Annotated in this window: 19 protein-coding genes; 7 read left to right on the plus strand and 12 right to left on the minus strand. The window is 62.9% G+C overall.

Features of this window, described 5'->3' with window-relative positions; genetic code table 11:
• Window positions 1–411: 411 nt before the first annotated feature.
• The 4 genes from EA472_RS04545 to EA472_RS04560 form a co-directional block, all read right to left on the minus strand.
• A complete protein-coding gene (locus EA472_RS04545; RefSeq protein WP_124190318.1) occupies window positions 412–1,383 on the minus strand; it encodes a VOC family protein in 972 nt (323 codons plus the stop codon).
• 431 nt (window positions 1,384–1,814) lie between these two features.
• Window positions 1,815–2,546 (minus strand): iron-sulfur cluster assembly protein, encoded by a 732-nt coding sequence (locus tag EA472_RS04550; protein ID WP_124190319.1) that lies wholly within the window; start codon window positions 2,544–2,546, stop codon window positions 1,815–1,817.
• Entirely contained in the window at window positions 2,543–3,613 is a 1,071-nt protein-coding gene (locus tag EA472_RS04555; protein ID WP_124190320.1) for an amidohydrolase family protein, read from the minus strand. The genes EA472_RS04550 and EA472_RS04555 overlap by 4 nt, the downstream gene beginning before the upstream one ends.
• Window positions 3,614–3,741: 128 nt before the next feature.
• Window positions 3,742–4,779 (minus strand): NAD(P)-dependent alcohol dehydrogenase, encoded by a 1,038-nt coding sequence (locus tag EA472_RS04560; protein WP_124190321.1) that lies wholly within the window; start codon window positions 4,777–4,779, stop codon window positions 3,742–3,744.
• Between the two features lie 227 nt (window positions 4,780–5,006).
• On the opposite strand from EA472_RS04560, the gene EA472_RS04565 reads away from it, so the two are divergent.
• The gene (locus tag EA472_RS04565) at window positions 5,007–6,065 is read left to right on the plus strand and encodes a carbon-nitrogen hydrolase family protein (RefSeq protein WP_124190322.1); all 1,059 of its coding nucleotides are present in this window, start codon (window positions 5,007–5,009) and stop codon (window positions 6,063–6,065) included.
• A gap of 29 nt (window positions 6,066–6,094) precedes the next feature.
• On the opposite strand, the gene EA472_RS04570 is transcribed toward EA472_RS04565, so the two are convergent.
• The gene (locus tag EA472_RS04570) at window positions 6,095–7,438 is read right to left on the minus strand and encodes an MFS transporter (RefSeq protein WP_124190323.1); all 1,344 of its coding nucleotides are present in this window, start codon (window positions 7,436–7,438) and stop codon (window positions 6,095–6,097) included.
• 235 nt (window positions 7,439–7,673) lie between these two features.
• Here EA472_RS04570 and EA472_RS04575 point away from each other — a divergent pair, with 235 nt between their 5' ends.
• Both EA472_RS04575 and EA472_RS04580 read left to right on the plus strand, forming a co-directional pair.
• Complete coding sequence (locus EA472_RS04575) at window positions 7,674–9,044, plus strand: methyl-accepting chemotaxis protein (RefSeq protein WP_124190324.1); 1,371 nt, start codon at window positions 7,674–7,676, stop codon at window positions 9,042–9,044.
• Window positions 9,045–9,125: 81 nt separating this feature from the next.
• Entirely contained in the window at window positions 9,126–9,527 is a 402-nt protein-coding gene (locus tag EA472_RS04580) for a RidA family protein (protein ID WP_124190325.1), read from the plus strand.
• A gap of 131 nt (window positions 9,528–9,658) precedes the next feature.
• Here EA472_RS04580 and EA472_RS04585 read toward each other — a convergent pair whose 3' ends face one another.
• The gene (locus EA472_RS04585) at window positions 9,659–11,734 is read right to left on the minus strand and encodes a primary-amine oxidase (protein ID WP_124190326.1); all 2,076 of its coding nucleotides are present in this window, start codon (window positions 11,732–11,734) and stop codon (window positions 9,659–9,661) included.
• Between the two features lie 153 nt (window positions 11,735–11,887).
• Between EA472_RS04585 and EA472_RS04590 the strand changes: the two genes are divergently transcribed.
• The 4 genes from EA472_RS04590 to EA472_RS04605 all read left to right on the plus strand — a co-directional run bounded on the left by EA472_RS04590 (window position 11,888) and on the right by EA472_RS04605 (window position 16,312).
• Complete coding sequence (locus tag EA472_RS04590) at window positions 11,888–12,643, plus strand: VOC family protein (protein WP_124190327.1); 756 nt, start codon at window positions 11,888–11,890, stop codon at window positions 12,641–12,643.
• A gap of 108 nt (window positions 12,644–12,751) precedes the next feature.
• The gene (locus EA472_RS04595; protein WP_124190328.1) at window positions 12,752–14,224 is read left to right on the plus strand and encodes an amidase; all 1,473 of its coding nucleotides are present in this window, start codon (window positions 12,752–12,754) and stop codon (window positions 14,222–14,224) included.
• Between the two features lie 173 nt (window positions 14,225–14,397).
• Window positions 14,398–15,303: a ketopantoate reductase family protein gene (locus EA472_RS04600; protein WP_124190329.1), complete on the plus strand. Its 906-nt coding sequence runs from the start codon at window positions 14,398–14,400 to the stop codon at window positions 15,301–15,303.
• Window positions 15,304–15,373: 70 nt separating this feature from the next.
• Window positions 15,374–16,312, plus strand: coding sequence for an acetamidase/formamidase family protein (locus EA472_RS04605; RefSeq protein WP_124190330.1), 939 nt, complete (start codon window positions 15,374–15,376; stop codon window positions 16,310–16,312).
• On the opposite strand, the gene EA472_RS04610 is transcribed toward EA472_RS04605, so the two are convergent.
• From EA472_RS04610 to EA472_RS04635, 6 genes are all read right to left on the minus strand, one after another.
• Window positions 16,280–17,521 (minus strand): MFS transporter, encoded by a 1,242-nt coding sequence (locus EA472_RS04610; protein ID WP_124190331.1) that lies wholly within the window; start codon window positions 17,519–17,521, stop codon window positions 16,280–16,282. The two genes, EA472_RS04605 and EA472_RS04610, sit on opposite strands and share 33 nt — an antisense overlap.
• A gap of 103 nt (window positions 17,522–17,624) precedes the next feature.
• Complete coding sequence (locus EA472_RS04615) at window positions 17,625–19,319, minus strand: ABC transporter permease (RefSeq protein ID WP_124190332.1); 1,695 nt, start codon at window positions 19,317–19,319, stop codon at window positions 17,625–17,627.
• Between the two features lie 185 nt (window positions 19,320–19,504).
• Window positions 19,505–20,605: a substrate-binding domain-containing protein gene (locus tag EA472_RS04620; RefSeq protein ID WP_124190333.1), complete on the minus strand. Its 1,101-nt coding sequence runs from the start codon at window positions 20,603–20,605 to the stop codon at window positions 19,505–19,507.
• Between the two features lie 160 nt (window positions 20,606–20,765).
• Window positions 20,766–22,472, minus strand: coding sequence for an ABC transporter permease (locus tag EA472_RS04625; RefSeq protein ID WP_124190334.1), 1,707 nt, complete (start codon window positions 22,470–22,472; stop codon window positions 20,766–20,768).
• 80 nt (window positions 22,473–22,552) lie between these two features.
• Window positions 22,553–23,650, minus strand: coding sequence for an ABC transporter substrate-binding protein (locus EA472_RS04630; RefSeq protein WP_124190335.1), 1,098 nt, complete (start codon window positions 23,648–23,650; stop codon window positions 22,553–22,555).
• 82 nt (window positions 23,651–23,732) lie between these two features.
• On the minus strand, window positions 23,733–25,445 hold the full coding sequence (locus EA472_RS04635; RefSeq protein WP_124190336.1) for a thiamine pyrophosphate-requiring protein: 1,713 nt from the start codon (window positions 25,443–25,445) through the stop codon (window positions 23,733–23,735).
• Between the last annotated feature and the right edge of the window lie 138 nt (window positions 25,446–25,583).

Raw genomic sequence — 25,583 nt, forward strand, 5'->3', positions numbered from 1 at the left:
AATTCGTCGGTTCTCATCTAAAATCGAGTGAACGGACAGCATCGGCGGATATAGACGTCTGAGCAGATCCAGGCCATAGACATCGACCCGGCCCCGCGAGAGTTTATCACAATTATTAGGGCAGATATGGCCATATAGACTATGATATTCGGGTATATGCAGTACAAACGTCGAGCAGAGAAACACTTCGATAGACGAAAAATGAAATACATCCCGATATCCGGAGTGATAATTTGATAATACACTATACAAGTAGGAGAATATATACTACTGATCTATTATAACTATTCTGTCTTTTGAGCCGCCGAATCGTATCGATACCTACGGAGGGATCGAACGATGCGTGATCGACGACAGCGTCGAAACGGGAAGCGATCGAACCACGCGTTCGACCGCTGCGAGTGAAAAGCGTTAGACGTAGTCGATACCGTCCCAGGTGGGCCCGCCGCCGTGCCACTGGTGGCTCGTCGCGCCGCCGATCTCGCCTTCGGTCCACTCGATCGGCTCCCAGTCGGGTTCGAAGTTCAGGTAACCCGGTCCGGCGAACAGCTCGAGACGAACGCCGCTCGCCGGATCTTTGACGTACATGCAGTCCGCACGCGTGATGGCGTGCATCGCCGGTCCGTCGCTTCGATTGTTGATCTCGAGGCCGTGTTCGCTGCAGATGTCGCCGGCCGTCCAGAGGTCCTGGAGGCTATCGAGGTGGAACGCGACGTGGTGGAACTGCGTCGGCGCGTCGGCCGGCTCGCGGTGGATCGCGATGTCGTGGGGGAGCGCAGTGACCGCGTACCACCAGCCCCAGTACTCGCCCTCCTCGGTACGGTAGCGTTCGTTCAACTGGAAGCCGAGCGTCTCGCGCAGCCACTCGTCGTGAGCGTCAGCGTTGTCGCCGGGATCGTTGACGTGGACGTGATCGATCCGCCGCGGTGCGATGCGGTTGGCGATCGACTCGCTGTAGACGCGGTTTTTGAGCCCCGATCGCTGTCCCTCGGGCGCGTCGGGTTTCTCGACGTCCCAGTAGAACTCGTAGCTGTGGCCGAACTTCTCGACCCGAATGGCCTCTCCAAGTCCCGTCTCCTCGCCCGCATCGACGCGGGAGACCGATTCGCCTTCCTCCTCCACGAGGGTTTCCTCGAGGTCGGCGAGCGCCTGCGCACTCGTCGTCCGGAACGCCATGTGATCTACCCCCCGCTCGCCGCTCTCGATGAGGATCAGCGAGTGGTGTTCCCAGTCGCGCATTCCGCGAAGGTAAGCGACGTGGCCGTCTCGTTCGGTAACCTGCAACCCCATCACGTCGCTGAAAAACCACAGCGACTCGTCCAGATCGGGGGTCTGTACTGCAACGTGTCCGAGCTTCGCTATCGGTGTGCGTCGTCGTGTCATAGCTTGTGAATCGTGGTCGATCTCCCCGTGCGGGGCCGACCAGTCGTGGTTCGCTGCCACCGGGTAATCGGTTCGGAAGAAAACCGCATATACGAACACCCCATTCTTCGAGGGTGCTTTTATACTAGCGAGATTGCGACCGTCGGCGGGTCTCGTACGGTCTGTGGTACGTCAGTACAGGTGGAATCGCGAGACGTCTGTGACCTTACCTCTACATCGTCACGCCAATCCATATCACACACCACACGCGGGATTTCGAATTCGAGCCGTAGCAACCGCCTCGCCCCAGAAGCACGAAACGACGGATAGATCATCGACAGCGGTGAAACCGGTGACGATTCGGCTGCCGGTATTACACACCGGCTTCGAGTCAACTCACCGATCGTGCGCGCTACCGGGGCGTGGTACGTGAAATGTCAGGTAAAATTCTCTCAGTCTCCGTACCGGGCCTCGAGCAGCAAACTACACTCGTGGGCTTGCCCGTCCATGTTGACGCTCGAGAGTCGCGTGAGCCGGCGGACGGATTCGAACTCGGTCGGCGGGATGGCTTCTTCCTCCGGCGTGACGAAAAACGGAGCGTCCGGCGACGCATCGATGCCCAGGACGTCGACTTTCTCGAGATAGGAGTCGATCGGTTCCGCCGGGACGGAAACCGAGCGATCGTCGACCGAAACCGTCGCCACCCCGTCGTTCAGCCGAACGTCACCGTGCGTGATCGCGACGAGTTCGTGCGGATCGACCCCCTCCTCGAGCAGGACGGTCATCGCGTCGTGCTGGCGTCCAAGCCGCGCCTTGTGGTCGAACGTCCAGCGGAGTTCCTCGAGATCGGCCTCCGCGTCCTCGAAGACGTCCTGGAACGACGCACCGTCGTTGACGCCGCGGGTGATCTCCTCGTCGTGAACGTGATCGCGCAACGAAACCGTCACGTCGTCGACATCCGGAAGGTCCAAGACCGCGTCCCTGACGTCGGCCGCCATCATCCAGGCGAACGACGGCGAACAGAGGCCGGTTGGCAGCCGAAGCGAGACGGACACCGACCGTCCGGTGATCTCGATGTCGTCGACGAACTCGAGTTCGGTCACCGAGCGATCGAGTTCGGGATCGTACACGTCGTCTAGGGCCGTCCGCACCTCGTCCGGGCTCGTGCGCGTTTCGGCGCTCATGATCCCGCTTTGACCCAGTCGAACTCCGCGTCTTCGTACGTCTGTTCCAGGCCGTGGGTTCGACTCACCTCGTCGTTCTGGACCGCCTTCGCCCGCTTCTCGAGGTCGATGTCGTACAGCTCCGCGAGGTTTTCGCCGAGGAACTTCTTTTTCGCCTCGAGATCGAACTGCGCGTCGTACTCCGCGATCTCCTCTTCGGTAAACTCGGTATCGAGGGTGGTTTCGATGATGTTCTTCGGGTGACAGATGGCGTAATCGGAGCCGTAGATGATCCGATCCTCGCCCAGCCAGAACAGCAGTTCGCCGAAGATTTCCTTCCACTTCTTCGGCCGCTTGTAGGCGAAGCCGGCGATGAGCGCGACGTTCGCGTAGACGTTTTCCTCTTGCGAGGCGAACCAGACGAAGTCGTCGAGGCGGGGAACGCCGCTGTGTTCGACGATGAAGTTGAGGTCGGGGTACAGCGTCGCCGCCTCGTCGACGTCGGTGACGTCGAAGGCGTCCAGGTTCAGCGGTTTGATCGTCGGCCCCTTGTGCGGGTGGATGTTCTTGATGCCGAGTTCCTCGCACTTATCGAGGAACCGATAAGACATCTCCGAATCGAGGCGGTAGCCCTTCGAGTCGCCGTTCCACGCCGCGGTGTAGAGCTTGACGCCCTGGATGTCGAACGTCTCTTTTTGCCACTCGAGGTACTCGAGTCCCTCCTCGCCGTCTCGCGGGTCCATCCAGCCGTTGAGGACGAACCGCTCGGGGTAGGTTTCGGCGAGTTCGGAACAGCGCTCGACCGTGTTGAAGCCGTTCTCGTAGAACGCCTTCAGGTACGTCGGCTGAAACATTCCCACGTCGACGTAGCCGTCGACGAACACGTCCTGAACGAACCGCTCTTTCGTGTACCGGCGGAACGTCCGTTCGTCCATTCGCAACTCCTCCGGCGTGAACATCTCGTGACCGTTGAAGAACTCCTCGATGAACTGGTCGCCGCCGCGGTGGATGACGTTCTCCTCGCGGGCGTTCCAGAAGTGAACGTGCCCGTCGAGGACGAAAATATCCTCTCCGTCGTGGGTGTACATATTCCAACGAGACGATGGGGAGTATCCTCAATAAAGGTTTTGTATATTCCCACTTTCAGCCGCCACAGGCGCCGCTAACGGCCGTGGGCTGTTTCGAGATTCGGTTGACAGCCAGAACCGGGCGAGCGCTATGGAGTGAAGATCGCCCGGCCCTCGATCTCGCCATCGTGCAGTCGTCGCGCGATTCCGTTAATCTCCTCGAGGTCGTGCGTCGAGGTCTCGACCGTGATCAGTCCCTCCTCGGCGAGCGTGATCAGCTCCTGCAGTTCGGTGTAGCTTCCCACGAGCGTCCCACGGAAGTCGATCTCCATGCCCACCAGCGCTTGCGCCGGCACGGTGAGTTCGCCGGCGTAGCCGACGACGTGGTGATCGCCGCCGGTTCGAAGCATCGCGGGAGCGTACTGCAGCGTCTCGTCGGAGCCGACGAAGTCGACGACCTTCCGCGCGCCGACGCCGTCCGTGAGATCGTCGACCACGGCGACGGCGTCCTCGTCGGCGGCGTTTACCGTGTGAGTCGCGCCGACCGACTCCGCGAGCGACAACGCCTCGTCTTTGACGTCGACGGCGATCGTCTTCGCCGGACTGATCGCGTGAAGCGCCTGCAGCCCGATATGGCCCAGCCCGCCGATCCCGACCAGGACGGCGTAGTCGCCGGCGACCAGATCGCCCGCCGCGTTCTTGATCGCTCGGTAGGCGGTCAGGCCCGCGTCCGCGTGGGGCGCGGCCTGTACGGGGTCGAGCGACTCGAGTTTGATGACCGACCGTTCCTTGGTCTTCAGTTCCTCGGCGAACCCACCGTCCCTGTCGAGGCCGACGAACTGGTGGTCGGGACAGTGCATGTCCTCGCCCAGGCGACACGCCCGACAGGTTCCACAGGAGATCGGCGGATGGACGATGACCGCGTCACCGGGCACGACCTCGGTGACCTCGCTTCCGGTCGCCGCGACGACGCCGGCGTTTTCGTGACCCGGCGTGTACGGAAGCGAAACGGACGTGACGTCGGCCATCTCTCCCTCGACGATGTGGTTGTCGGTGTGACACCAGCCGGCCGCTTCGACGTCGACGACGACGTCGTCCGGGGCGGTGATTTCCGGCGAATCGATCTCCTCGATCGTAAAGGCGGACTCGAGGTCGGACGTATACTCATGTAATCGCGCGGCTCTCATAGGCTACGGTAGCAGAATTCGAACCAGCAAAGTTAACAGTTGCCATCCACCGGAAAGCGAGCGTTCGCGGTGCTACCCTGTGGCATACTGTAGAGTGGACAACCTCGACTGAATCCGAAGTGCGGCGGCCTCGACACCGGATTGCGTCCCCGAACCGTCCAAACTCGACGGTACGGACGAACATATATGTGCGATACCACACAACACGGTATCGCTGAACGGCTACCATGAGTGACACACGTCAGCCGGTAACGGTCGCAGCAGCGCACGTCGCGTCGGACTACCTCGATCGCGACGGAACGACGGAAAAAGCACGCAAGACGATCGCTGAGGCGGGAGAAAACGGCGCGGATCTCGTCGTATTTCCGGAATCGTACGTTCCGGGGTATCCACATTGGATCTGGACGCACACGCCGACCGAGGGTGCGCCACTGTTCCGGGAGTTTTCGGCGAACGCCGTCGAGATACCGGGACCTACGATCGACGAACTCGGAGCGGCCGCAGCGAACGCCGGTACCCACGTCGTCTGTGGCGTCACCGAACGCGACGGAGGGACGCTGTACAACACCCTGGTCTACATCGACGATGAAGGCGACCTGCTCGGGACACACCGGAAACTCCAGCCGACCCACGCAGAGCGAACGGTCTGGGGGCAGGGTGACGGCAGCGACCTGCAGACGTTCGAGACGGCCATCGGAACGATCGGCGGGCTCATCTGCTGGGAGCACACGATGGATCTGGTCAGGTACGCGATGACCAGCCTGGGCGAACAGATCCACGTCGCCGCCTGGCCCGCCGTCTCCGCGATCACGCACAATCCGCACTCGGAGATATTCGACGACGTCACGGAGGCCGCGGCCCGCCACCACGCGCTTGCGGGCCAGACGTTCGTCGTCAACGTGCAGGCCTGCGTCGACGAAACCGCCGTCGAAACGCTCGGATTCGAAGACCAGCCGGAGATGTTCCGGGAGGGCGGCGGGTGGTCGGCGATTATCGATCCCGAGGGACGGATCCTCGCAGGTCCGAACACGGACGACGAGACGATACTCTACGCGGACATCGATCTCGAGGACATCCGAATGGCAAATCAGGCCTGCGACTCCGTCGGTCACTACGCCCGACCGGACGTCGTCCGACTGCTGATGGATCGGTCACCCCAGCCGATCGTCGAGGAGTTCGACTCGTTCGTCGGTCAGGCCAGGGCGACTCCGCCGGGTGAATCCGAGACGTCGGACTCGGTCGAAGAACCGGCTGCCAACCGATACCGGACGAGTGAGAGCCCCTAAACGGCGAACGAGCGCGAATCGAGAGGACGTCAGTCCGACGGCGTCGGGTCGGTCGCCGGCTGTGCGTCGGTAACGTAGAACCGCTCGAAGAACAGCAGTGAGGCGAAACCCGCCGCGACGACGGTGCCGGCGGTCAACACGAGGAATCCCTCGCGCATTCCCATCGTTTCCATGACGTAGCCCACGAGCGGCGGCATCGCGGCGCCGCTGAGCATGATCGCCGTCCAGATGTAGCCGAACGTGCGTCCCTCGAGTTCGGGCGGCGAGATGTCGCTGATCAGCGCGTCCCGGGCGGGGGCCAGCCCGTAGATACCCACGCCGGCGAGACAGAGCGCGAGCATGAGGGTGATCGGGCCCAGCTCGAGCAACGCGAGGGAGAGAAAGCCGACGGTGGCGAGCGAGATTCCGCCAAGCAACACGACTCGCGTGTCGACGCGATCGATCACGCCGCCGACGCCGAGCTGGAGGACGCCGGAGAAGACGAGCAACGCCGCGAAGTAGAAGTTCGCGACGGACTCGGGTGCGAGATAAACGTCCATCAGTTCGAACGAATAGGCGTAGACCGCGACGATGAACGCCGGCAGGAACGTCTTGATCCCCTCGCCGGAGAACATCTTGGAGACGAAAAACAGGTAGACGATCGCCAGCGGGTACATGTACGTCCGCCGGTCGGCCTGCCAGATCGTCTCCGAGGGGGATTCGTCGTCGCCATCTCCGTCGTCGACTCGCTGGGCCGCGGGAACGGTGTCGAACTCGTCGCCGCGCAGGATCAGAAACAGCAGGATTCCGAGGACGACGCCGACGACGCCCAGTATCAACAGGACCTGGTTCCAGACGAGCACGAGGATCATGACGCCGACGATCGCCGGTGCGGCGGCGTCGCCGAACTTCGCCGAACTGCCGAACGCGCCCAGAACTTTCCCCTTGTTGTCCGGATCGACGTTGTCGGTGATCATCGGATAGCCGGCCGGGTGGACGACGGCGGCACCGATACCGGAGATCAGCATCGCCAGTCCCATCACGAGGAATCCGCCCTCGAAGGTGTACCCGGCCACCGTGAGCGCGGGAACGACCGCGCCGACGGACGACGCGGCGGCGAACAGCACGTACCCCGCGCCGGCGAGTGCGATCCCGGTCGGCAGGACGTACAGTCGATCGTACCGATCCGAGACGACGCCGAGCGGAGCCTGTGCGAGGCCCGATCCGAACGAAAAGAGGCTCACGAGCAGTCCGAGCTGCCAGAGCGGATACTCGAGAGCGACCGCCAGCACGGGAATCAGCGGCGGAATGAGCCGCATCAGAAAGTGCTGGCTGAGGTGTGCCCCGCTGATCACGAGGGCGAACCGAACTTCGCGCGTCGAGAGGCCGAACATGTGTTTGGGGGCGATTCGGTGTCGGTGGTGTTAATAGCTTCTACGTGTGCTCGCGGAGTCACGCACGCGGTCGCCGAGTTGATCGACACGTTCCAGGACGTCCGGGACGACGTCTACGAACGCGAGCGTCCGGCCCGAGCGCGAGCTGAGTGGTGATCGACCGTCGATCGAGCCGGTCGAGCGTGGGCGCGGCCACAACGATAATATTCGGTACCGAATAACACGGAGTAGTTAGATGACCGAACCGACCGATTCGACTCGAGCGAGCGCACCCGTACTGTACGAGCCACCGGCGGACGCAGACGAGGTCGACCGCCTCCGCGACGAACGGGACTTCTGGAAGCACCTGTTCGAAGATCTGGTCGAGTCGTTTCCCGAACCGGTGGTGACGATCGACGACGAGGGTCGGATCGTCCACTGGAACGAAGCCCACGAAGAACACATCGGACTCGACCGCACGGAGGTCGTCGGTCGCCGGGCGAGCGACGTCATCGGAACCGAAAACGTCGACGAGATTCTGGCCGACGAGATCGTCCGAACGGATCGAACGATTCGGGAAGACGAGGTTCGTTCGACGGTCACCGCCGACGGGGAACGCTGGCACGTCCGCGCCGCCGGACAGCCGCTTCGCGCGCCCGACGGAACCGTCGTCGGCGCGTTCGAGTACGTCACCCGCGTAACGGACCTGGTCGAAAAACAACAGCAGGTCGAACGCGTCCAGTCGCGGATCAGCGACGAGGTAGAAACGAGCGTCAGCGAGTTGCTCGAGACGTCCGAACGCGTCGCCCGGAGTAGCCAACTGATCGGGGAGACGACCGACGATCAGGTCGCGCGGCTGTCCGAGGTCAGCGACGAGGTAACCAAGTTGAGCGCGACGATCGAACAGGTCGCGGCGAGTGCGGAACAGGCCGACGGGGACAGCGAGCGGATGGAAAAACTGGCGGTCGAATCCAAAGGGGACGTCGCGAAGAGCCTCGAGCGAATGGAGGACGTCTCGAGCGCCGCGAACGAGTTGACCGAGAACGCGACCGCGCTCGAGTCGCAGTTTTCGGACATCGAGAACGTGATCGAAGTCATCAACGACATCGCGGGCCAGATCAACCTCCTCGCGCTGAACGCGAGCATCGAGGCGGCCCGAAGCGGCGAAGCCGGCTCCGGGTTCGCGGTCGTCGCCGACGAGATCAAATCGCTCGCCGAGCAGACGAGCGACGAGGTCGAAACGATCGAGGACGTGATCGACGAGATGGCGACGGTAGCCGACGCGACGACCGAGAGCGTCCGCGAGACGACCGCTCAGATCGACGACGCGATGGCGGCGATCCGGGCCGTCGACGAGAAACAGGACACGATTCGGGCGGCCATCGAGAACTCGAGGCAGGGGATCGGAGAGATCGCGACGGCGACCGACGAACAGGCGGCGTCCGCGGCGGAGGTCTCCTCGATGGTCGAAACCGCCGTCGACGAACTCGAGGGCGTCGCCGGCGAGATCGGCGAGCTCGCGGCGGCGAACGAAACCGTCACCGAGGAAGTTCGAACCGTCCAGCGACGAGTTCGCGCGGTCGAATCGGAACTGGACGCGAAGCCGGGCCGCTCGAGCCGGCAGTAGCGCCGTCGGTGGACGACCGAACGTGGGACGACGAACGTGTGACCATACTATTATGACATCCGAGTTGAATGGATACGCTGCATGCCGATAGAGCGCATCAACCCCGACGGAATGTACGATCCGCCGAACGACGTGTTGTCACAGGTCGTGACGGCGACCGGTGATCGCCAGATCCACGTCGCCGGAACGATCTCGGAGGACGAAGACGGCGAGATCGTCGGGGAGACGATCGAAGAACAGACGCGCAAGACCCTCGAGAACGTCGAAACGTCGCTCGAGGCGGCGGGGGCCACCCCGGAAGACGTGGTCAGACTGACGATCTACACCGTGGACGCGGAGACCTTCGTCGCGGACGGCGATCCGCACCTGCGGTCGTTTTTCGGCGAGGAGACGCTGCCGGCGGCGACGCTCATCGGCGTCGATCACCTCGCGAGGCCGGAGTTTCTGGTCGAACTGGAAGTTACCGCGGTCGTCGACGAATAACGCTCGCGGACGTGCGTTCGACGGTGGTCGTCGAGAGAGACGAACAGCCAACAGGGGCGTACGAACCGACGACAACGGCGGACCACTATCCGTTTTTTCGAGCGGCCGTCGGGAGGAGACCCGTCTCGATCTCAGTGTGAGGAACAATCGTCGTCGTGGGACGAGCAATCGTCCTCGTGAAGCATCGATCGCTGGTTCTCCGTCTTCCACTTCTCGACGTCCTTGATCGCGTGCTCTGGCGGAACGTCTATCGCCGGATTCTCTTCGAAGAAGTGGACGGGCTCGAGTTTGAACGACAGCATCTTCGCCGGGAGGATCGGCCAGTCTTCCGGAGCACAGACGTGGGTCCCGATCATGTTGTACCAGACGACGACGTCCTCGTTTCTGACGTCGCGATCCTGTTCGACCCACGCGGGAAGTCCCTCGCCGCCGGGGTTCTGGTTGGGATAGTCGCCCGCGGGAAGAATTTCGTCGTCGTCGTGCTGTGTCACCCACAGGTGTTTCTCCGCCAATCCGAGCCGTTTCGCGGCGGACGACCCGGGCTGGGGAGCGAAGACGGTGTTGTCCCCGGACTTCTGGCGAAGCCGGTAGCCGACGGGTTGATCGGTCTTTGCGTTTCGGACGTTCTCGTTGACGATTTCCCAGTAGCGGCCCGTCTGGGAGTTGGTGTTCGCCCCGGCCGCCGATTCGGTCTCGTACGTCTGCCGATTCGCGTACGCGGCGTTGCCGTACCGATTCGGTCGCTGGCGGTCCGGCTCCTGATGGGGGTCGGCGTCGTACCCTTCGGGACCGTACGGCACCGTCTCGAGGTCGACCTGTCGGACCGAGTTCTCGTTCCCGTCGACGGCGAAGTCGAGTCGGCACGTGAAGACGTGCTGGTGGAGCATCGACTTGTGATCCGGGCCGATCATCTCGGCGAAGCCGCTTTCGGTCTCGCCCGGCGGCATGACACCGGTCGCGTTACAGCCGGTCAGCCGAACCTCCGCCTCGACGCTGCCGTCCTGGTAGAAATACCAGTAGAAGCCGAAGTCGTAGTTGCCGATCGTCGGGATGAACGAGACGACGAGCCGGCGGTTCCGTCGCACCTCGTCGTCGCCCTCCCGCCAGTCGTGGTGCTTCCAGAGCAGTCCGTGGTCCTCCTCGTGGAGACAGATCGCGTTCTCGATGACCGCGGGTTCGCCGTCGGGGTCGTTGACGATGCCGTCGAAGTAGTGCATGTACCCGAGACAGTCACAGCCCTCGGTCAGCGAGTTCGCGAGCCGTCCGAGCCCGAACTCGCCGACGTCGAACGGCATCCGCCAGTAGTGGTCCGGGTCGGGATCCGTGTACGGCGTGGCGACCTCCGGGAACGACGCGCGGTCGATGATGCTTCGGATCGTTCCGTCTTCGTCCTCGTAGCCGATGTCGTGTAACACCAGTCCCTCGCGGTGGTTGAATCCGACGCGCATCCGCCACTTCTGCCATCGAATCTCCCGCCCGTCGACCTCCCAGCTCGGACCCTCGGGCTGGACGACGTTGTACGGCTTGAGGTCGTCGCGAAGCTCCCTGTTTTCGGCCCGATAGTGGTAGGTGTCCATGTTGTCGACCACGTTCGGATTCGTCACGCCCGTGTCGACGACCTCGAGGACGACCATGTCGTCCATATCGACCCAGACGTGGATGCCGGAAAGCGGCCTGTTGTAGCCGTTTGCCCCGCGTTCGCTCTCGTCCGCTTTCGCCCAGGCGATTCCGTGGACGAGCCGTCGACTCGAATCGATTCCATCCGGCACGAAATCCGCGCCCGCGGACCAGCCGGAGACGATGGTGAGATCGGGATCCGCGCCGCGTTTCTCGACGGCCGCGCGGAACTCGTCGTGGTTCTTGACGACCGCCTCGACCTGATCGAACTCCTCGCCGATCATCCGCGGCTGTGCGTCCGGCAGATACTGCCAGGAGACGACGGCGTCGTCGGTCAACGAAACGATGCCCTCGTACGTCGCGCGGTTTTCCTTGTCGCGGACGACGACGCGCGCACGACGGTCGGGATCGTCGCCGTCGGTCTCGTATCGACGGAGTTCTGCTTTCGGCGGCTCGTCGAGTGCGATCTCGACGTACCGGGTGCGCTCGGAGAACTCGGTGCGTCCCTCGAGGATCTCCCGAACCGCCTCGATCTCCGACGGTGCGAGCGGGTCCAGCGGGTGATCGACGGGATACGTGGTTGATGCCATTCCCACTGGTATCCACTGGCATCGTTGTTCATAAATATTTGTATTAGACCCTGTGCGGCGACGGTTCCGGTAGGGACGCCTCCGACTGCGAACCGGGTAGGACGTCCGATCGGAGCGGTAGCTTTTTTTGACGGTCTGACGTATCACTCGGACATGCATCTGCCGATAGATCATACTATGATGCGCGTCGAGGACCTGGACGAATCGCTCGAGTTCTACACGAACCACTTCGGCTACGAGGAGAAGGGGCGCTGGGAAGCCGAGACGTTCACCAACGTCTACCTCGGTCCCGAAGACGCCCACGAGGCCGGCGCGATGCTCGAGTTGACGTACAACCACGACGGCCGATCCTACGAGTTGGGCGACTCGTGGGGACACGTCGCGATGCGCGTTCGGGACGCACACGCCGCCTACGAGGAGCTGATGGAGTCCGGCGTCGAAGACTATCGCGATCCCGACTCCTGTGGCGGAAACTACGCCTTCGTCAAAGATCCGGATGGCCACGAGATCGAACTGCTCGAGCGCGACCACGGGCCCCGCTGGAGTCTCGATCACACGATGGTCCGCGTGGAGGACATCGACGGCGCCATCGGCTGGTACGCTCGGAAGCTGGATTACGAACTCCACCACCGCAAGGAGATGGACACGTTCGCGCTGTACTTCATGGCGCCGCGGGACGCCCCGCCCGAGGCGATGTCCGTCGAGTTGACGTACAACTACGACGGGAGCACCTACGAGATGGGCGACGCGTGGGGACACCTCGCGATCAGGACGGACGACCTCCACGAGACGTGGGACCGGTTGACCGAGCGCGACGCGGAAGACTACCGCGATCCGGAGTCCTGCGGCGACAGGTACGCGTTCACCAAAGACGCCGACGGACACGAAATCGAGATCATCCCGAACTGAGGATACCCAATTTTTCGCGCCGGCGAGGAGACGCGACGTCCCATCGACACCGAGCGAGTCCGAGCATTGCAAAAGTATTTGATGGTTACCGCACAGGTATCTACCGCCATGGGAGATGAGTTAGCACTAACCTCAGCAGCCGCGCTTGCCCGGGAGATACGCGCCGGCGAGCGATCTCCGGTCGACGTCGTCGACTACTTCCTCGAGCGAATCGAACGCCACGACGACGTGAACGCGTTCACGGCGACGCGGGCGAACGAGGCGCGGGCGGAGGCGCGACGGGCGGAGAAAGCGGTCGAAGCCGGTGAGAACCTCGGGCCGCTTCACGGCGTTCCGGTGGCGCTGAAGGACCTGTTCGTCTGGAAGGACGGACTCGGAAACACGTTCGGCTCGACGCCGTTCACCGATTTCGTCCCCGACGAGTCGGCGATCGTCACCGAGCGTCTCGAGCGAGCCGGTGCGATCGTAATCGGGACGACGAACACCTGCGAGTTCGGCCACAAGGGACTCACCGACAACCGCGTGTTCGGCCCAACGAGCACGCCGTTCGACCTCGATCGGAACGCGGGCGGATCGACGGGCGGGTCGACCGCTGCGGTCGGCGCAGGGCTCGTTCCGCTGGCCGTCGGCGAAGACGGGGGTGGTTCGATCCGGATCCCGGCCGCCTGGTCCGGCGTCTACGGGCTCAAGCCGACGTTCGGACGCGTGCCCATCCGGGCGCGACCGAACGGCTTCCAGCTGCACACGCCGTTCGTCCACCACGGACCGCAGACCAGAACGGTCGAAGACGCGGCGCTCATGCTCGACGTGGTCGCCGGCCCTCATCCGGACGATCCGTTCAGTCTGCCGGCGGAAGCCGACGACAGCTATCTCGCGGCGATGCGACGATCGATCGCGGACTTCGACGTGGCGTACAGCCCCCACTTCGGCGACTTTCCCGTCGATCAGCGAGTGCTGGACGTCGTTGGGAACGCGGTTCGGGCGTTCGAGACGGCGGGGGCGACCGTCGATCGACTCGACTTCGAGTTTCCCTACTCCCACGAGACGATCACCGAACTGTGGGTCGATTCGTTCGCCGTCTTCTACCGGGAGCTTGCACACCACCTCGGCGAGGAGGGGCTCCCGAATCTGCTCGAGCGAACGAACGAACTGTGCCCGCAGTTCGCGGCGAAACTCGAGCGAGGCCGGGGCGTCGACGCCGTCGACTACAAGCGAAACGACGTCGTCCGGACCGGTATCTTCGATGCGATACAGGAAGTGCTCACGGAGTACGACCTCCTGGTCACGCCGACGGTTGCCGTTCCACCGGTCGAAAACGCCGCGAACGGCCAGACGCTCGGACCGTCCGAAATCGACGGTGAGGCCGTAGAGCGGACGATCGGGTTCTGTCTCACCCACCCGTTGAACTTCACCGGCCATCCGGCGGCGTCGGTCCCGGCCGGCGTCACGGACGATGGACTCCCGATCGGCATGCAACTCATCGGGAGCCGATTCGACGAGGCGTCGATTCTGGCCGCCAGCGGGGCCGTCGAACGGGTCAGACCCTGGGACCACCACTACGAAGAAATTCTGCCCAACTGAACCGATGAACGCCGAAATGCAAACCAGCGGATACGACGACAGGCGACAATGACCGATCTATCGACGAAACCCGACGGCGGGCGGAGTACAGCGACGGACGAAACGCGAACGCCGGTATCGCATCCGGAAGCGTCGAAACGAACCAGCGGAACGCGAAAACGGGAGGTGATAGCGTGAGAATCGTCGTCGTCGGCAGCGGGTCGATGGGATCGCTGTTCGGTGCGCACCTCTCGCGGACGGACGCGGAGGTCGTCTGCTACGACGTCGATCAGGACCACGTCGACGCCATGAACCGGGATGGGCTCGTCATCGAGTCGAACGGCGGACCGGACGAACGCGTGCCGGTGACGGCGACGACGGATCCGACAACGATCGACTCCGCGGATCTGGTGATCCTGTTCGTCAAGAGCATCCACACGGTCGACGCACTCGAGTCGGCGACCGCATTTCTCACCGAAGAGACCGACGTTCTCACGCTACAGAACGGGTTCAGGAATCCACACGTGATCGCGGAGTACGTCCCGGAGTCGAACGTCATCGTCGGGACGACGACGGCGTCGGCGGAACTGGTCGGGCCGGGAACGCTCGCGAACACCGATCCCGACGTCGTGACCATCGGCAGGTACTTCGACGAAAACGACGCGTTCGTCGAGGACGTCTCGGCGCTGCTCGAGCGAGCGGGCTTCGACGTGAGCGTCTCGGCGTCGATCCGCGACGACGTCTGGGAGAAGCTGTTGATCAACCTCACGCTGAATCCGATCACCGCGCTCACCGGAATGCGCGTCGGCGAAGCCGTGACGGATCCCGAGAGCCGGGAACTCATCGAGGCGCTCGTCGAGGAGACGGTCCGGGTCGGGCGGGCGCGCGGAGTGACCTTCCGCGACGATCCCGTCGAGTACGTCGTGACCGTCGCGAAGCGAAACCCCGAACACAAGACGTCGATGCGACACGACGTCGAGGCCGGCAACCCGACGGAGATCGACCACCTCAGTGGCGCGCTCGTGGAGTACGCTCGCGACGAGGGGATCGCGGTACCACACCAGCGAACGATATCGACGCTCGTCTCCCTTCGCGAGTGAAACGGACCGCCGTCTCGAATTACCGGTCCTCGGCCGAACGATTATATACTTCGGCGGATCTGTAGCGAGTATGACCCGACGCGAGAGCCGAGCAGATCACCGGCTTGGAGCACACGAGGAACACGTCCACCGCGAGTGGAATCGAGAACTCGAGCCCGTACTGCCGATCCGGTCCGGCGACGTGGTTCGCTTCGAGTGTCCCGAGGCCAGCTACGGTAACGTCACGCCGGAGACGACGGTCGCGGAGATACCGAACCTCGGCCTCGGTCCCGGCCACGCGCTCGTCGGTCCGGTTGCGATCGAGGACGCATCGCCCGGCGACGTTCTCGAAGTCGAACTCCTCGAGGTCGACCACGGCGAGTGGGGGTGGACCGCCTACTGGCCCGACAAGGGACTGCTCGCCGATCACGCAAACGACCACGGACTGCACGTCTGGGACCTGGGCGACGACAGCGCTCCGTTCGTGGACGGAATCGAGGTTCCGCTCGAGCCGTTCCCGGGGACGATCGGCGTGGCACCCGCCGCGGTCGGATCGCACTCGACGATTCCGCCTCGAGCGGTCGGCGGCAACCTCGACGTCAAGTACCTGACCGAGGGAGCGACGCTGCAGTTGCCCGTGGCGGTCGACGACGCGCTGTTCAGCGTGGGCGACGGACACGCAGCCCAGGGCGACGGCGAGGTGTGTCTCACGGGGATCGAAGCGCCGATCTCCGTCACCGCCCGGTTTACCGTTCGATCCGACCTGGAGATCGACCAGCCGAGATACGACTCGAGCGTTCGAGAAATCGGAGGAGAGGTTCTCGCGGCGACCGGCGTGGGGGACGACCTCGAGGCGGCGAGCGAGCGGGCGATCCTCGAGTTGATCGACCGACTGACCACCGAGCGGGGGCTCTCGTGGTCGTCGGCCTACATCCTCTGTTCGGTCGCGGCGGATCTGAAGATCAACCAGCTCGTCAACGCGCCGAACTGGACGGTGTCAGCGCACCTTCCGAAGTCGATATTCGACTGAGTTTCTGCGAGCGAGCGCGAGCGTGATCGCGCCGACGCCCAGGGCCGCAGCGAGCGTTGCAGCACCGAAGACGCCCCGGACGCCGAACGCGGTGACGATCGGCCCGAAAACGATCGGCGAGAGGAACTGCCCGACGTAGCCGAACGTCGCGAGGTACGACCCGAACTGTCCCTGTCGGCTCGTCGGTGCGAGCGACTCGATCCAGGCGAACGACGACGGGAAGACGAGTCCGAGACCCAGACCGAACAGGACGACCGGCGGCAACGCAGAGAGCGGCGATCCGGCACGCGTCGCGAGAGCGAACGCCGCCGTCCAGAACGCGAACGCGACGAGAACGAGCAGGTGCCTTCCGAATCGTCGGTTGAGCCGGTCGTACAACACTCCCGAGACGCCGCCGGCGATTCCGTTCGCCGCGAGGTACAGGCCGATGTACGACGAGGAGGTGACGCCGATCGTCGCGAGCAGCTGCGGGTAGAACACGACGATGGCGAACAGCAGCGCATTGGCGCCGAAGTACAACAGGTAGACGAACGGTAGCGCCGGTCGGCGTCGAACGATCGAGACGACGCTGGCGGACCCGTCGAGCGAGCGAGCCGAGTCCGTCCGTTTCGCTTCGCCGGCTGAGCGGCCGTGTGCGGCCGATCCGCGCCCGGTCGGCGGCACCGTCGCGATCGCGAGGAGTGCAAGCGGTATCGCGACGAGATAGACGCCGAACGGTAACTGCCAGGAGATCGTTCCCAGCAGGCCGCCGACGACCGGCCAGGTGGCGCCGCCGAAGCTGTTTGCGCCGCTTCGGAGCCCGAGCGCTCGATCCATGCGCTGGCCCTCGTAGAGATCGAAGATGAGCACCGTGATTCCCGTGTAAACGAAGGCGACGCCGACGCCGAGAACCGCCCGGGAGAGCAACAGGGGGACGAACGCATCGATGAACAACCCCGCACTCCCGCCGACGGCGTACAGAAACAGGCCGAATACGTACGGCCGGCGCGGGCCGAACCGATCGACGAGCGCGCCCGCGATCGGACTCGTGAGGACGATAAACGCCGCGTGTGTCGTGATGATGAGCCCTGCAAGCGACTCCGAAACGCCGAGGCCGGACTGTATCTGCGGGACGACCGGGCCCAGTATCGCGCCGGCCATGATCGTCAATGTCGCCGACGCGACGATGACCCAGAGCGTCGCCTTCGTCGGCGTCTGCGTTTCACTCATCGGCTCGAGTCGGTCGCGGTAGTCCGCCGGTTAGTTCGGTTGGGATCACTGTAAATCGCTAGTGGGAACTCGAGTCCGTTCGAAATCGACGGGATGGCCCCGATTACAGCTTCCCGCCGGATGCGGGAATGCGGTGAATCAGGACCGTGACGATCGCGAGGAAGACCGTGATCGCCACGCCGATCGCGGAGATGCGCGGGAAGTTCGCCTGCACGCCGAGTTCGAAGATGTACGGCGCGAGCAGCGGGAAGTCGGACGGTTCGAGCAGGATCGAGATCGGGAACTCCTTGTAGAGGATCGCGAACCGCCAGGCGCCGATCGCGTGGATCGTCGTGATGATCAGCGGAACCAGGATCGTCCGGAGTCGCGTGAGTTTCGATGCTCCGGAGATGACGCCCGCTTCGAACAGTTCGTTCTGGAGCTGCTGGACGGACGGTGCGACGACACGGATCGTCGTCGGCAGCGACCTGGTCAGGTACGCGAGGATGATGATCCACAGCGTGCCGTAGATGCCGATCGGGAAGATACCGAGGAAGATCGCGATGAATCCGAGCGACAGCGAGACCGCCGTCAGCGCGATCGGCAGGAACGAGATGTAGTCGATCGCTTCCCGGAACGCGAGGTCGGACTTGTAGATGATCCACGAGATCGTGATCGCCCCGCCGACGGTGAGGATCGTCGCTGATCCGGCCGCGATGAGACTGTTGAGCGCAGCCTCGTGGAGACTGCTATCGGTGACCAGTGCGCGGTACTGATCGAGCGCGAGCGGCGCTTCGAGCGTGAATACGCGGTGGAACGGGATCAGATACGGCGAGAGCGAGCCGTGAACCATCACGAGGACCGGCGTGATGACGATCGCGAGCAGCGTGAAACCGATCACGCCCGAGAGTCCGTACCGGTAGCGGCGCTCGAGTTCGATCGGCGTCTGTTTGAACGCCTCGCCGCCGACGGTTTCGTACCGCGACGTCTGACCCAGCACTCGCTTGTAGAGGTAGAACACCGGGAACGCAAACAGGATCAACAGCGTCGCGTTGACGAACGCCGAACCGAACTGGATCGGGGCATTGATCGCGTCCTGGTAGATGACCGTCGGCAGGACGTAGATGTTCCCGGGCTGGCCGATCAACAGCGGAACCCGAAGACTGCCGAGACTCAGTACCAACACGAGCAGGAATGCAGCCAGAATGCCGGGTTTCATCAGCGGTAGCGTCACGGACCACGTGGTCTGCAAGACGCCGCCGCCGTTGATCCGACTCGCCTCCTCGAGCGAGTTGTCGATGTTTTTATACATCGGCATGAGGACGATCAGCGTCAGCGGAAGCATGAAGATACCCTGGACGAGGATCATCCCCGGGAGGCTGTAGATGTGGAAATCGAACGGGAGGAGGATCTGGTAGAATCCGTTCGTGCTCAGGAGACGGATCCAGACCGCCTCCCAGACGACCGGCGGCAAAAAGAGCATTCCGAAGACGACGTAGTAGTACGTTCGTCGCAGCGGGATGTTCGTTCTGGCGATGGCCCAGGCGAGGAACACGCCGAGCGTCGTCGTCAACGTGGCTGCGCCGAACGCGTAGACGACGGTAGTGCCGAGTACCGCTCGGTTCTCGGCCAGGACCTGCTCCCAGTTGGCGAGTGAGAATCCGGAGATCAGCGACGTGCCGTCTGCGTACACGCTGAGCGCGAACGTCGCTAGCAGGGGGAAGATGGTGACGATCGAGAGACAGAGTATCACCAGCCCACCCAGTATCTGCGGTCGATACGAGTTTGCAGCCTCAAATGTTTTCGTCTTAACTGACATGTAGTGGATTGATTATCGGCAGATCGTATTGCTGTGATCGAACGTTGCAGGTGGAATGCACGAATCGAACGAGCGCGTTGACGTGCCGACCTCGGACGAGCCGCTTCGGTGACGAGGTCCGGAACCGAGTCCAGCGAACGGAACCACGGTAGTGTGCGAGTTCGGCATCGTCACGTATCGATCGTTCAGAGGATTTCGACGTCGATCAGTTCTTCGGTTCGATTTGCGTACTCCCAGAACTCGTCCGGGTCCTGAATGCTCGGGTAGAGCGGCGTATCTGGGTAGGCCTCCATTCGCTCGTCGAGTCGCTGCTGGACCTGATCGTTTCCGTAGTCGAGGTCCTCGTGAGCGGGAAGCGATCCGCCGTTCAACGTCTGGATAACTTCCTGGCCCTCTCTGCTCAGTAGCCACTCGATAAAGTCGTCCGCACCTTCGGGATTCGGAGCGTTTACCGGTTTGGTCAGCGTCTGGGTCGCGTAGTACGTTTCACGCGGGAAGACCACGTCGATCGGCGCCCCGTTGTTGATCGGTTCCGACGCGTAGAATCCGTTAGTGTAGGGAGCGAGCATGTTCTCCTCGCCGAGCAACGACTCGATGAGCGTTCCCCCGCCGGCGAGATAGTCGATCCCCTGTGCGTCGTAGTCGATCAGCCACTGTTCGGCCGTTTCGGTGCCGTGGTAGTGCTCCATCGCCTGCAACACGACGTCCTGAATGTACGGCTGCGTGGTGATGTTGTTCTCGAACTGCTCGTTCAGGAAGTCCGTGTACTCGACCGGCGGATCGGACACCAAATCGGTGTTGTAGTGTGTTCCGTTGATGAGCAACTGTGCCGGCGGCGTTCGTCGACCGACGTCGTCACCGAGTGCATCCTCCCAGGCGTCTCGCATCCCCTCGAGGCTGAACACCGATTCGATGGTGTCCTCGTCGACGTTGAGTTCGCCCGGAATGTCGTTGTCGTGTAACTGCCACGTCACGCCGGAGTTGTTACAGATGACGTCGACGCCGTACTGCTCCTGGTCGGCTTCAGCCACGTATCGCGTGACGGGCTGTGGTCCGCCGAGGATGTTGTAATTCACCGAAACGCCTGCCGCCTCTTCGTAGGCGTTTGCAATGTCTTCGAACGGGATGTTCGTGTAGACGGTAATCTCGTCGTCGTCACCGTTTCCACCGGTCGTCCCACCGTTACCGTTTCCGTTACCGTTTCCGTTCCCATCCCCCCCGACACATCCTGCGAGGCCGGTCGCTCCGGCGACGCCCGCAGCTGTAAGGAAAGACCGTCGATTCACTACCGTTTTCCGTGAGTTGCTGTCACTCCTCATGTGAGCAGGTGTCATATTCCCAAGGAGCCCATATAAATGTTGTTAATTATCTTTGATGGTGTACGCGGGAAAGTGACTCGAACGACACCGACAGAATTTCGATCGAGACCGAGGAGAGTGGACCCGATCAGGTGTCGTCGGACGAGCCGAGGCGGTGGATCACGACCGTCGCAACGACGAGGAACGCGGTCACGCAGACGCCGATCGCCGCGAGGCGCGGATAGTTACCCTGGACGCTGAGCTCGTACAGGTACGGAGCCAGCAGCGGAAGGTTCGCTGGCTGCAACAGCAGCGAGACCGGCAGTTCGTGAAAGAGGATCGCGAACCGGAGCGCACCGACCGCGTGAACCGTCGAGAGGATCAACGGGAACACGATCGTCCGAATGCGAGTTACCTTGTTGGCACCGGACATCACACCGGCTTCGAGAAGAACGTCCTGGATCTGCTGAACCGACGGCGTCACGACCCGGATCGTCGTCGCAAGCGACCGCGTGACGTACGCGAGGACGATGATCCAGATCGTCCCGTAGATGCCGATTGGGAAGATACGAAGGAAGATGACGATGAACCCGAGCGCGAGCGAAACGGACGTGAGCGCGATCGGAAGAAACGACATGTAGTCGATGACCTTCCGGTAGGCGATGTCGGACTTGTAGACGACCCACGACAGAAAGACCGAGCCGAAAATCGTCAACAGCGTCGCGATCGTCGCCGCGATGAAACTGTTCCGAACGGCGCGCTGTGCGGTGAGGTCGTCAAGCAACACCGTGTACGGCTGGAGCGTGAACGACGGGTGCGATCCCGTAAACAGGTCCTGGAACGGAACGATGTAGGGGGAAAACGAACCGTGGATCATGACGAGTACCGGCACGACCGTCACGACCACCAGCAGAAGCCCGATGACCGACGAGAGAAGATATCGACCCCGGCGCGAGAGTTCGACCGGCGCTTGCGAAAACGCCTCGCCGCCGATCGTCTCGTACCGGCCGGTGTCACCCAGTGCTTTCCGGTAGAAGTAGAAGATCGGAAGCGCGAAGAGTATCAACAGCGTCCCGTCGACGAACGCCGCCCCGTACTGCGTCGGCGCCTGAACGGCATCCTCGTATATCTTGCTCGGTAACACGTAGATGTCCGCGGGAAGTCCGATCATCAACGGGACGCGCAGGTTGCCGAGGCTGATCACGAGGACGAGCAGGAACGACGCCAGGATTCCAGGCATCACGAGCGGTAACGTGACCGATCGGATCGTTCGCAAGACGCCGCCGCCGCTCATCCGGCTCGCCTCCTCGAGCGAATTGTCCACGTTCGCGAACACCGGGATGAGAACGATGAGACTGAGCGGCAGCATGAAGATTCCCTGAACGAGAATCATTCCGTACAAGCTGAAGACGTCCAAGTGGAACGGGAGTAGCGCGTTGTAGAAGCCATTTGGGCCGAGCAATCGGATCCAGACCGCCTCCCAGACGATCGGCGGAATGAAGATCATCCCGAACAGAAGGTAGTACCAGATCCGACCGAACGGCACGTTCGTCCGAGCGATCGACCAGCTGATGAAGACGCTCAACGCGGTAGTCAACAGCGCCGATCCGAACGCGAAGACGAGCGTGTTCAAAATGACGTCCGGATAGCCGAATATCGCGTCGATCCAGTTCGCAGTCGAGAACTCGTCGAGAAGCGATGCGCCGTCGGCGTAGAAGCTGATGACGAACGTCGTGACGAGCGGGAGGATCGTTATGAGCGCCAGCCCGAGGACGATCAGTCCGCCGTAGATCTGTGGACGGCGAGCGCTCATCATCCCCTTCAGCTGGGAACGGTAGTATCCATCCGCCGTCATACGTTCGGCCAGGTCCCCGTCACAGTCGTTGATCGTCGTCCGTTCGAATTCATGAGTAGGGTATCAACGATGGCGTCGTGTTATAGCCCGATGAGTTCGTCGATGCGATCGGCGTACTCCTGGGCGCTCTCGGGGCTCTGGACGGTCGGGAACGGATCGGTGTCGGGATGGGCATCCTGCCACTCCTCCCAGCGCTGCTGGACGTGATCGTGACCGTACTCCATTCCCTCTCGAGCCGGGATCGATCCGCCGGCGAGCGACTGAACGATCTCCTGGCCGGACTCGCTGATCGTCCACTCGATGAACTCCTCTGCGGCCTCCGGGTTCGGCGCATTTTCGGGCCGGATCATGACCTGCGTCGAGAACGAGAGTTCGTCGACGAACGTCAGATCGATCGGAGCACCGTCGGAGATCTCCTGAGACGAGTAGAATCCCCAGATGTACTTCGCCAGATCGTTGTCGCCGCCAAGAACCGACTGAACGTTGCTGCCGCCGCCGCCGATGTACTGCGGATCGAGATCGTGGTAGTCGAGGATGTACTCCTCGGCTTCCTCCGTACCGAGGTGTTCCTCGAGAGCCTGGAGCACGTACATCATCGTAAACGGCTGCGTGCAGGTCTCACCCTCCCACCGATCGTCGAGGAGGTCCAGGTAGCTCGTCGGCGGATCCGAGACCGACTCCGTGTGGTAGTGGAACGCGCCGATCTGCAGCAAGATCGGCGGCGCACGCTGTAGCACGTCGTCGCCGAGTCGGTCCTGATAGGTCTCGGCCATGCCCGAGAGGCTGAACTGGCGATCGATCTGCTCGTCGGAGAGATCGAGCGTCGCCGGAATGTCGTCTTCGAACAGCTGCCACATCCCCGTCGAGTTACAACAGATGGCGTCGACGTCGTACTGCTCCTGGTCGGCTTCGGCCACGTATCGAGTAATCGGTTCCTGGCCCTGCAGCGTGACGTAGTTGACGCCGACGCCGGTTTCCTCTTCGTAGCCGTCGGCGATCTCCTCGAACGGAATGTTCGTATACACGGTCAGCTCCTCGGATTCCTCTTCGCCGTTCCCGAGACAGCCGGCCAACCCGGTGAGCGCGGCCGCCGAGAGCCCGCCGGTGGCTCCGAGAACCGATCGACGAGTCGTTTCCCCACACCGATAGCTACACCCTCGCGTACGGTCGTCCGTCATACCATTTGTGTAGGATATTTGTATCCCCTTAAAATTATTGTTCTCACGGCCCAGACTGGCGCGGAACGGACCTAAAACGGCGTCAGTTTTCGACTCGAACGTCGAGGACGGCGTTCGTGCCGTTGTCGACGGCGTCGATGGCTTCGGCCACCGTTTCCTCGAGCGAGTCGAACGCCTCGATCCTTCGGCTGAACGTGTCGGTGACCTCGGAGATACACGAGAGGTCGGCGGCGTCGCCGTATCTCCCCTCGGGAACGCCCTGGGCGACCGCAGTTCCGGAGCCGTGCTGACTGCGGGTCGCAGCTCTGACGGATTCCCAGCTCTCGTTGTTGTAGACGACGGTGAGCGTCGCGGTTCCGGCGTTCTCGGCAGCGAGTGCGCTCGCGGCCGGATTCGAGAACAGATAGCCGCCGTCGCCGATGAGCGAGATGACGCGGCTCTCGGGCGAGGCGAGTTTCACGCCGATGCCCGCGGGAACGCCCCAACCGAGTCCAGCGCCGCCGCGCCAGTAGTAGGAGCCGGGTTCGCTGAGCGTAATCTGATCGAGCGCCGCCGGACGGTTCGTCAGCGCACCCTGGAGAACGACCGTCTCTTCGTCGACGTGGTTGCTGATCTCGTCGGAGAGGACGGTCGCGGTCAGTCGCTCGTTCGCACGGTGGTCGGCCGCCCGCCGTTGTGCCGCTTCGGCACTGTCGCGGTGCATTTCGCGCCACACCGAGCCGTCGCCGCCCGACTCGAGTTGGGCCGTGATCGTTCGAAGCGTCGACGCCGGATCTGCCATCACGGTCACGTCGGCGTCGAACGGCCAGCTTCGAAACTCCGGTTTCGTGGGGTTGGTGTCGATCTGGATCGTGGTGAGATCGTCCGGAACGTCCGTCTTGGACGGAACCCACGGCACGTCCGTCTCGAGGAGAACGAGCAGATCGGTCTCCGAAAGCGGTTCGCCCGGATCGAAGCCGACGTGTAGTTCGTGGTCGCGAGGGAAACAGAGTTCCGTGGGATAGTGTTCGACGACGCCGGCCCCGGCGGCTTCCGCGAACGAAACCAGCGCGTCGACCTGCCAGTCACCGAGGGGGCCGGGTGCCGAACTCGTGATGACGAGCGGGTTCTCCGCGGCCTCCAGGCGGTCGACGACCGCCGCGACCGACTCGTCGTCAGCGCCGGCCGGTCGCGTTCGCCTGATCGATCCGAGCTCACCCGGCGAGGCTGGCGTCGGCGCCTCGAGGGCTTCCCGCGAAAACGAGAGGTAGGTCGGTCCCGGTGGCGTCGCGCTCGTTCGCTCGAGTCCGCGTCGGATCGCTTCGGTCGGGTCGGCCGGCGTCCGATACTCGTTCGTCCATCGGCAGTACTCCTCGACGATGCCGGTCTGGTCGAAGACGTCCTGGTAGTAGTGGATCGGATTGTCCCGCGAACCCAGGTATCCCTCGTCGGATACCGGGGCGAGTCCAGCCATAATCAACACCGGTGCGTTAGCACGGTGTGCGTTGTGCATCGCCGCGCCGAGGTTTTGCGTCCCGACGTCGACGTGGACGAGCACGGCCTGTGGATCGCCCGACGCCTGTGCGTAGCCGTGAGCGGCCGAGAGGGCGACGAACTCGTGGGGACAGGGAACGAGTTCCGGGAAGGCGTCCGCCTCCCCCGCCTCGCGCAACTGCGCCGCGGCTTCGATGATGGGGGTGTGATCTGTGCCGAAGTTGGAGAAGACGTAATCGACGTCGTACTCGGCGAGCGATCGAAGCATCGACTCGGCTACGGTGCGATCCGCTGGGTCGGAAGAGTCACTCGGTGGATGCATGATTGACGGTAACGTCGTTCTCGCGTGAACTATCTCAGAGGTGAGTTCGTGCCCACATAACCATTTCGGTCGTCGAAATCGAGAGCGGAGTTCTGATAGCTCGAGCGGGCGAATTCGTTCGATTTTACGAGACGATTC

This window comes from Natrarchaeobius oligotrophus, from assembly GCF_003841465.1.
Lineage (GTDB): Archaea > Halobacteriota > Halobacteria > Halobacteriales > Natrialbaceae > Natrarchaeobius > Natrarchaeobius oligotrophus.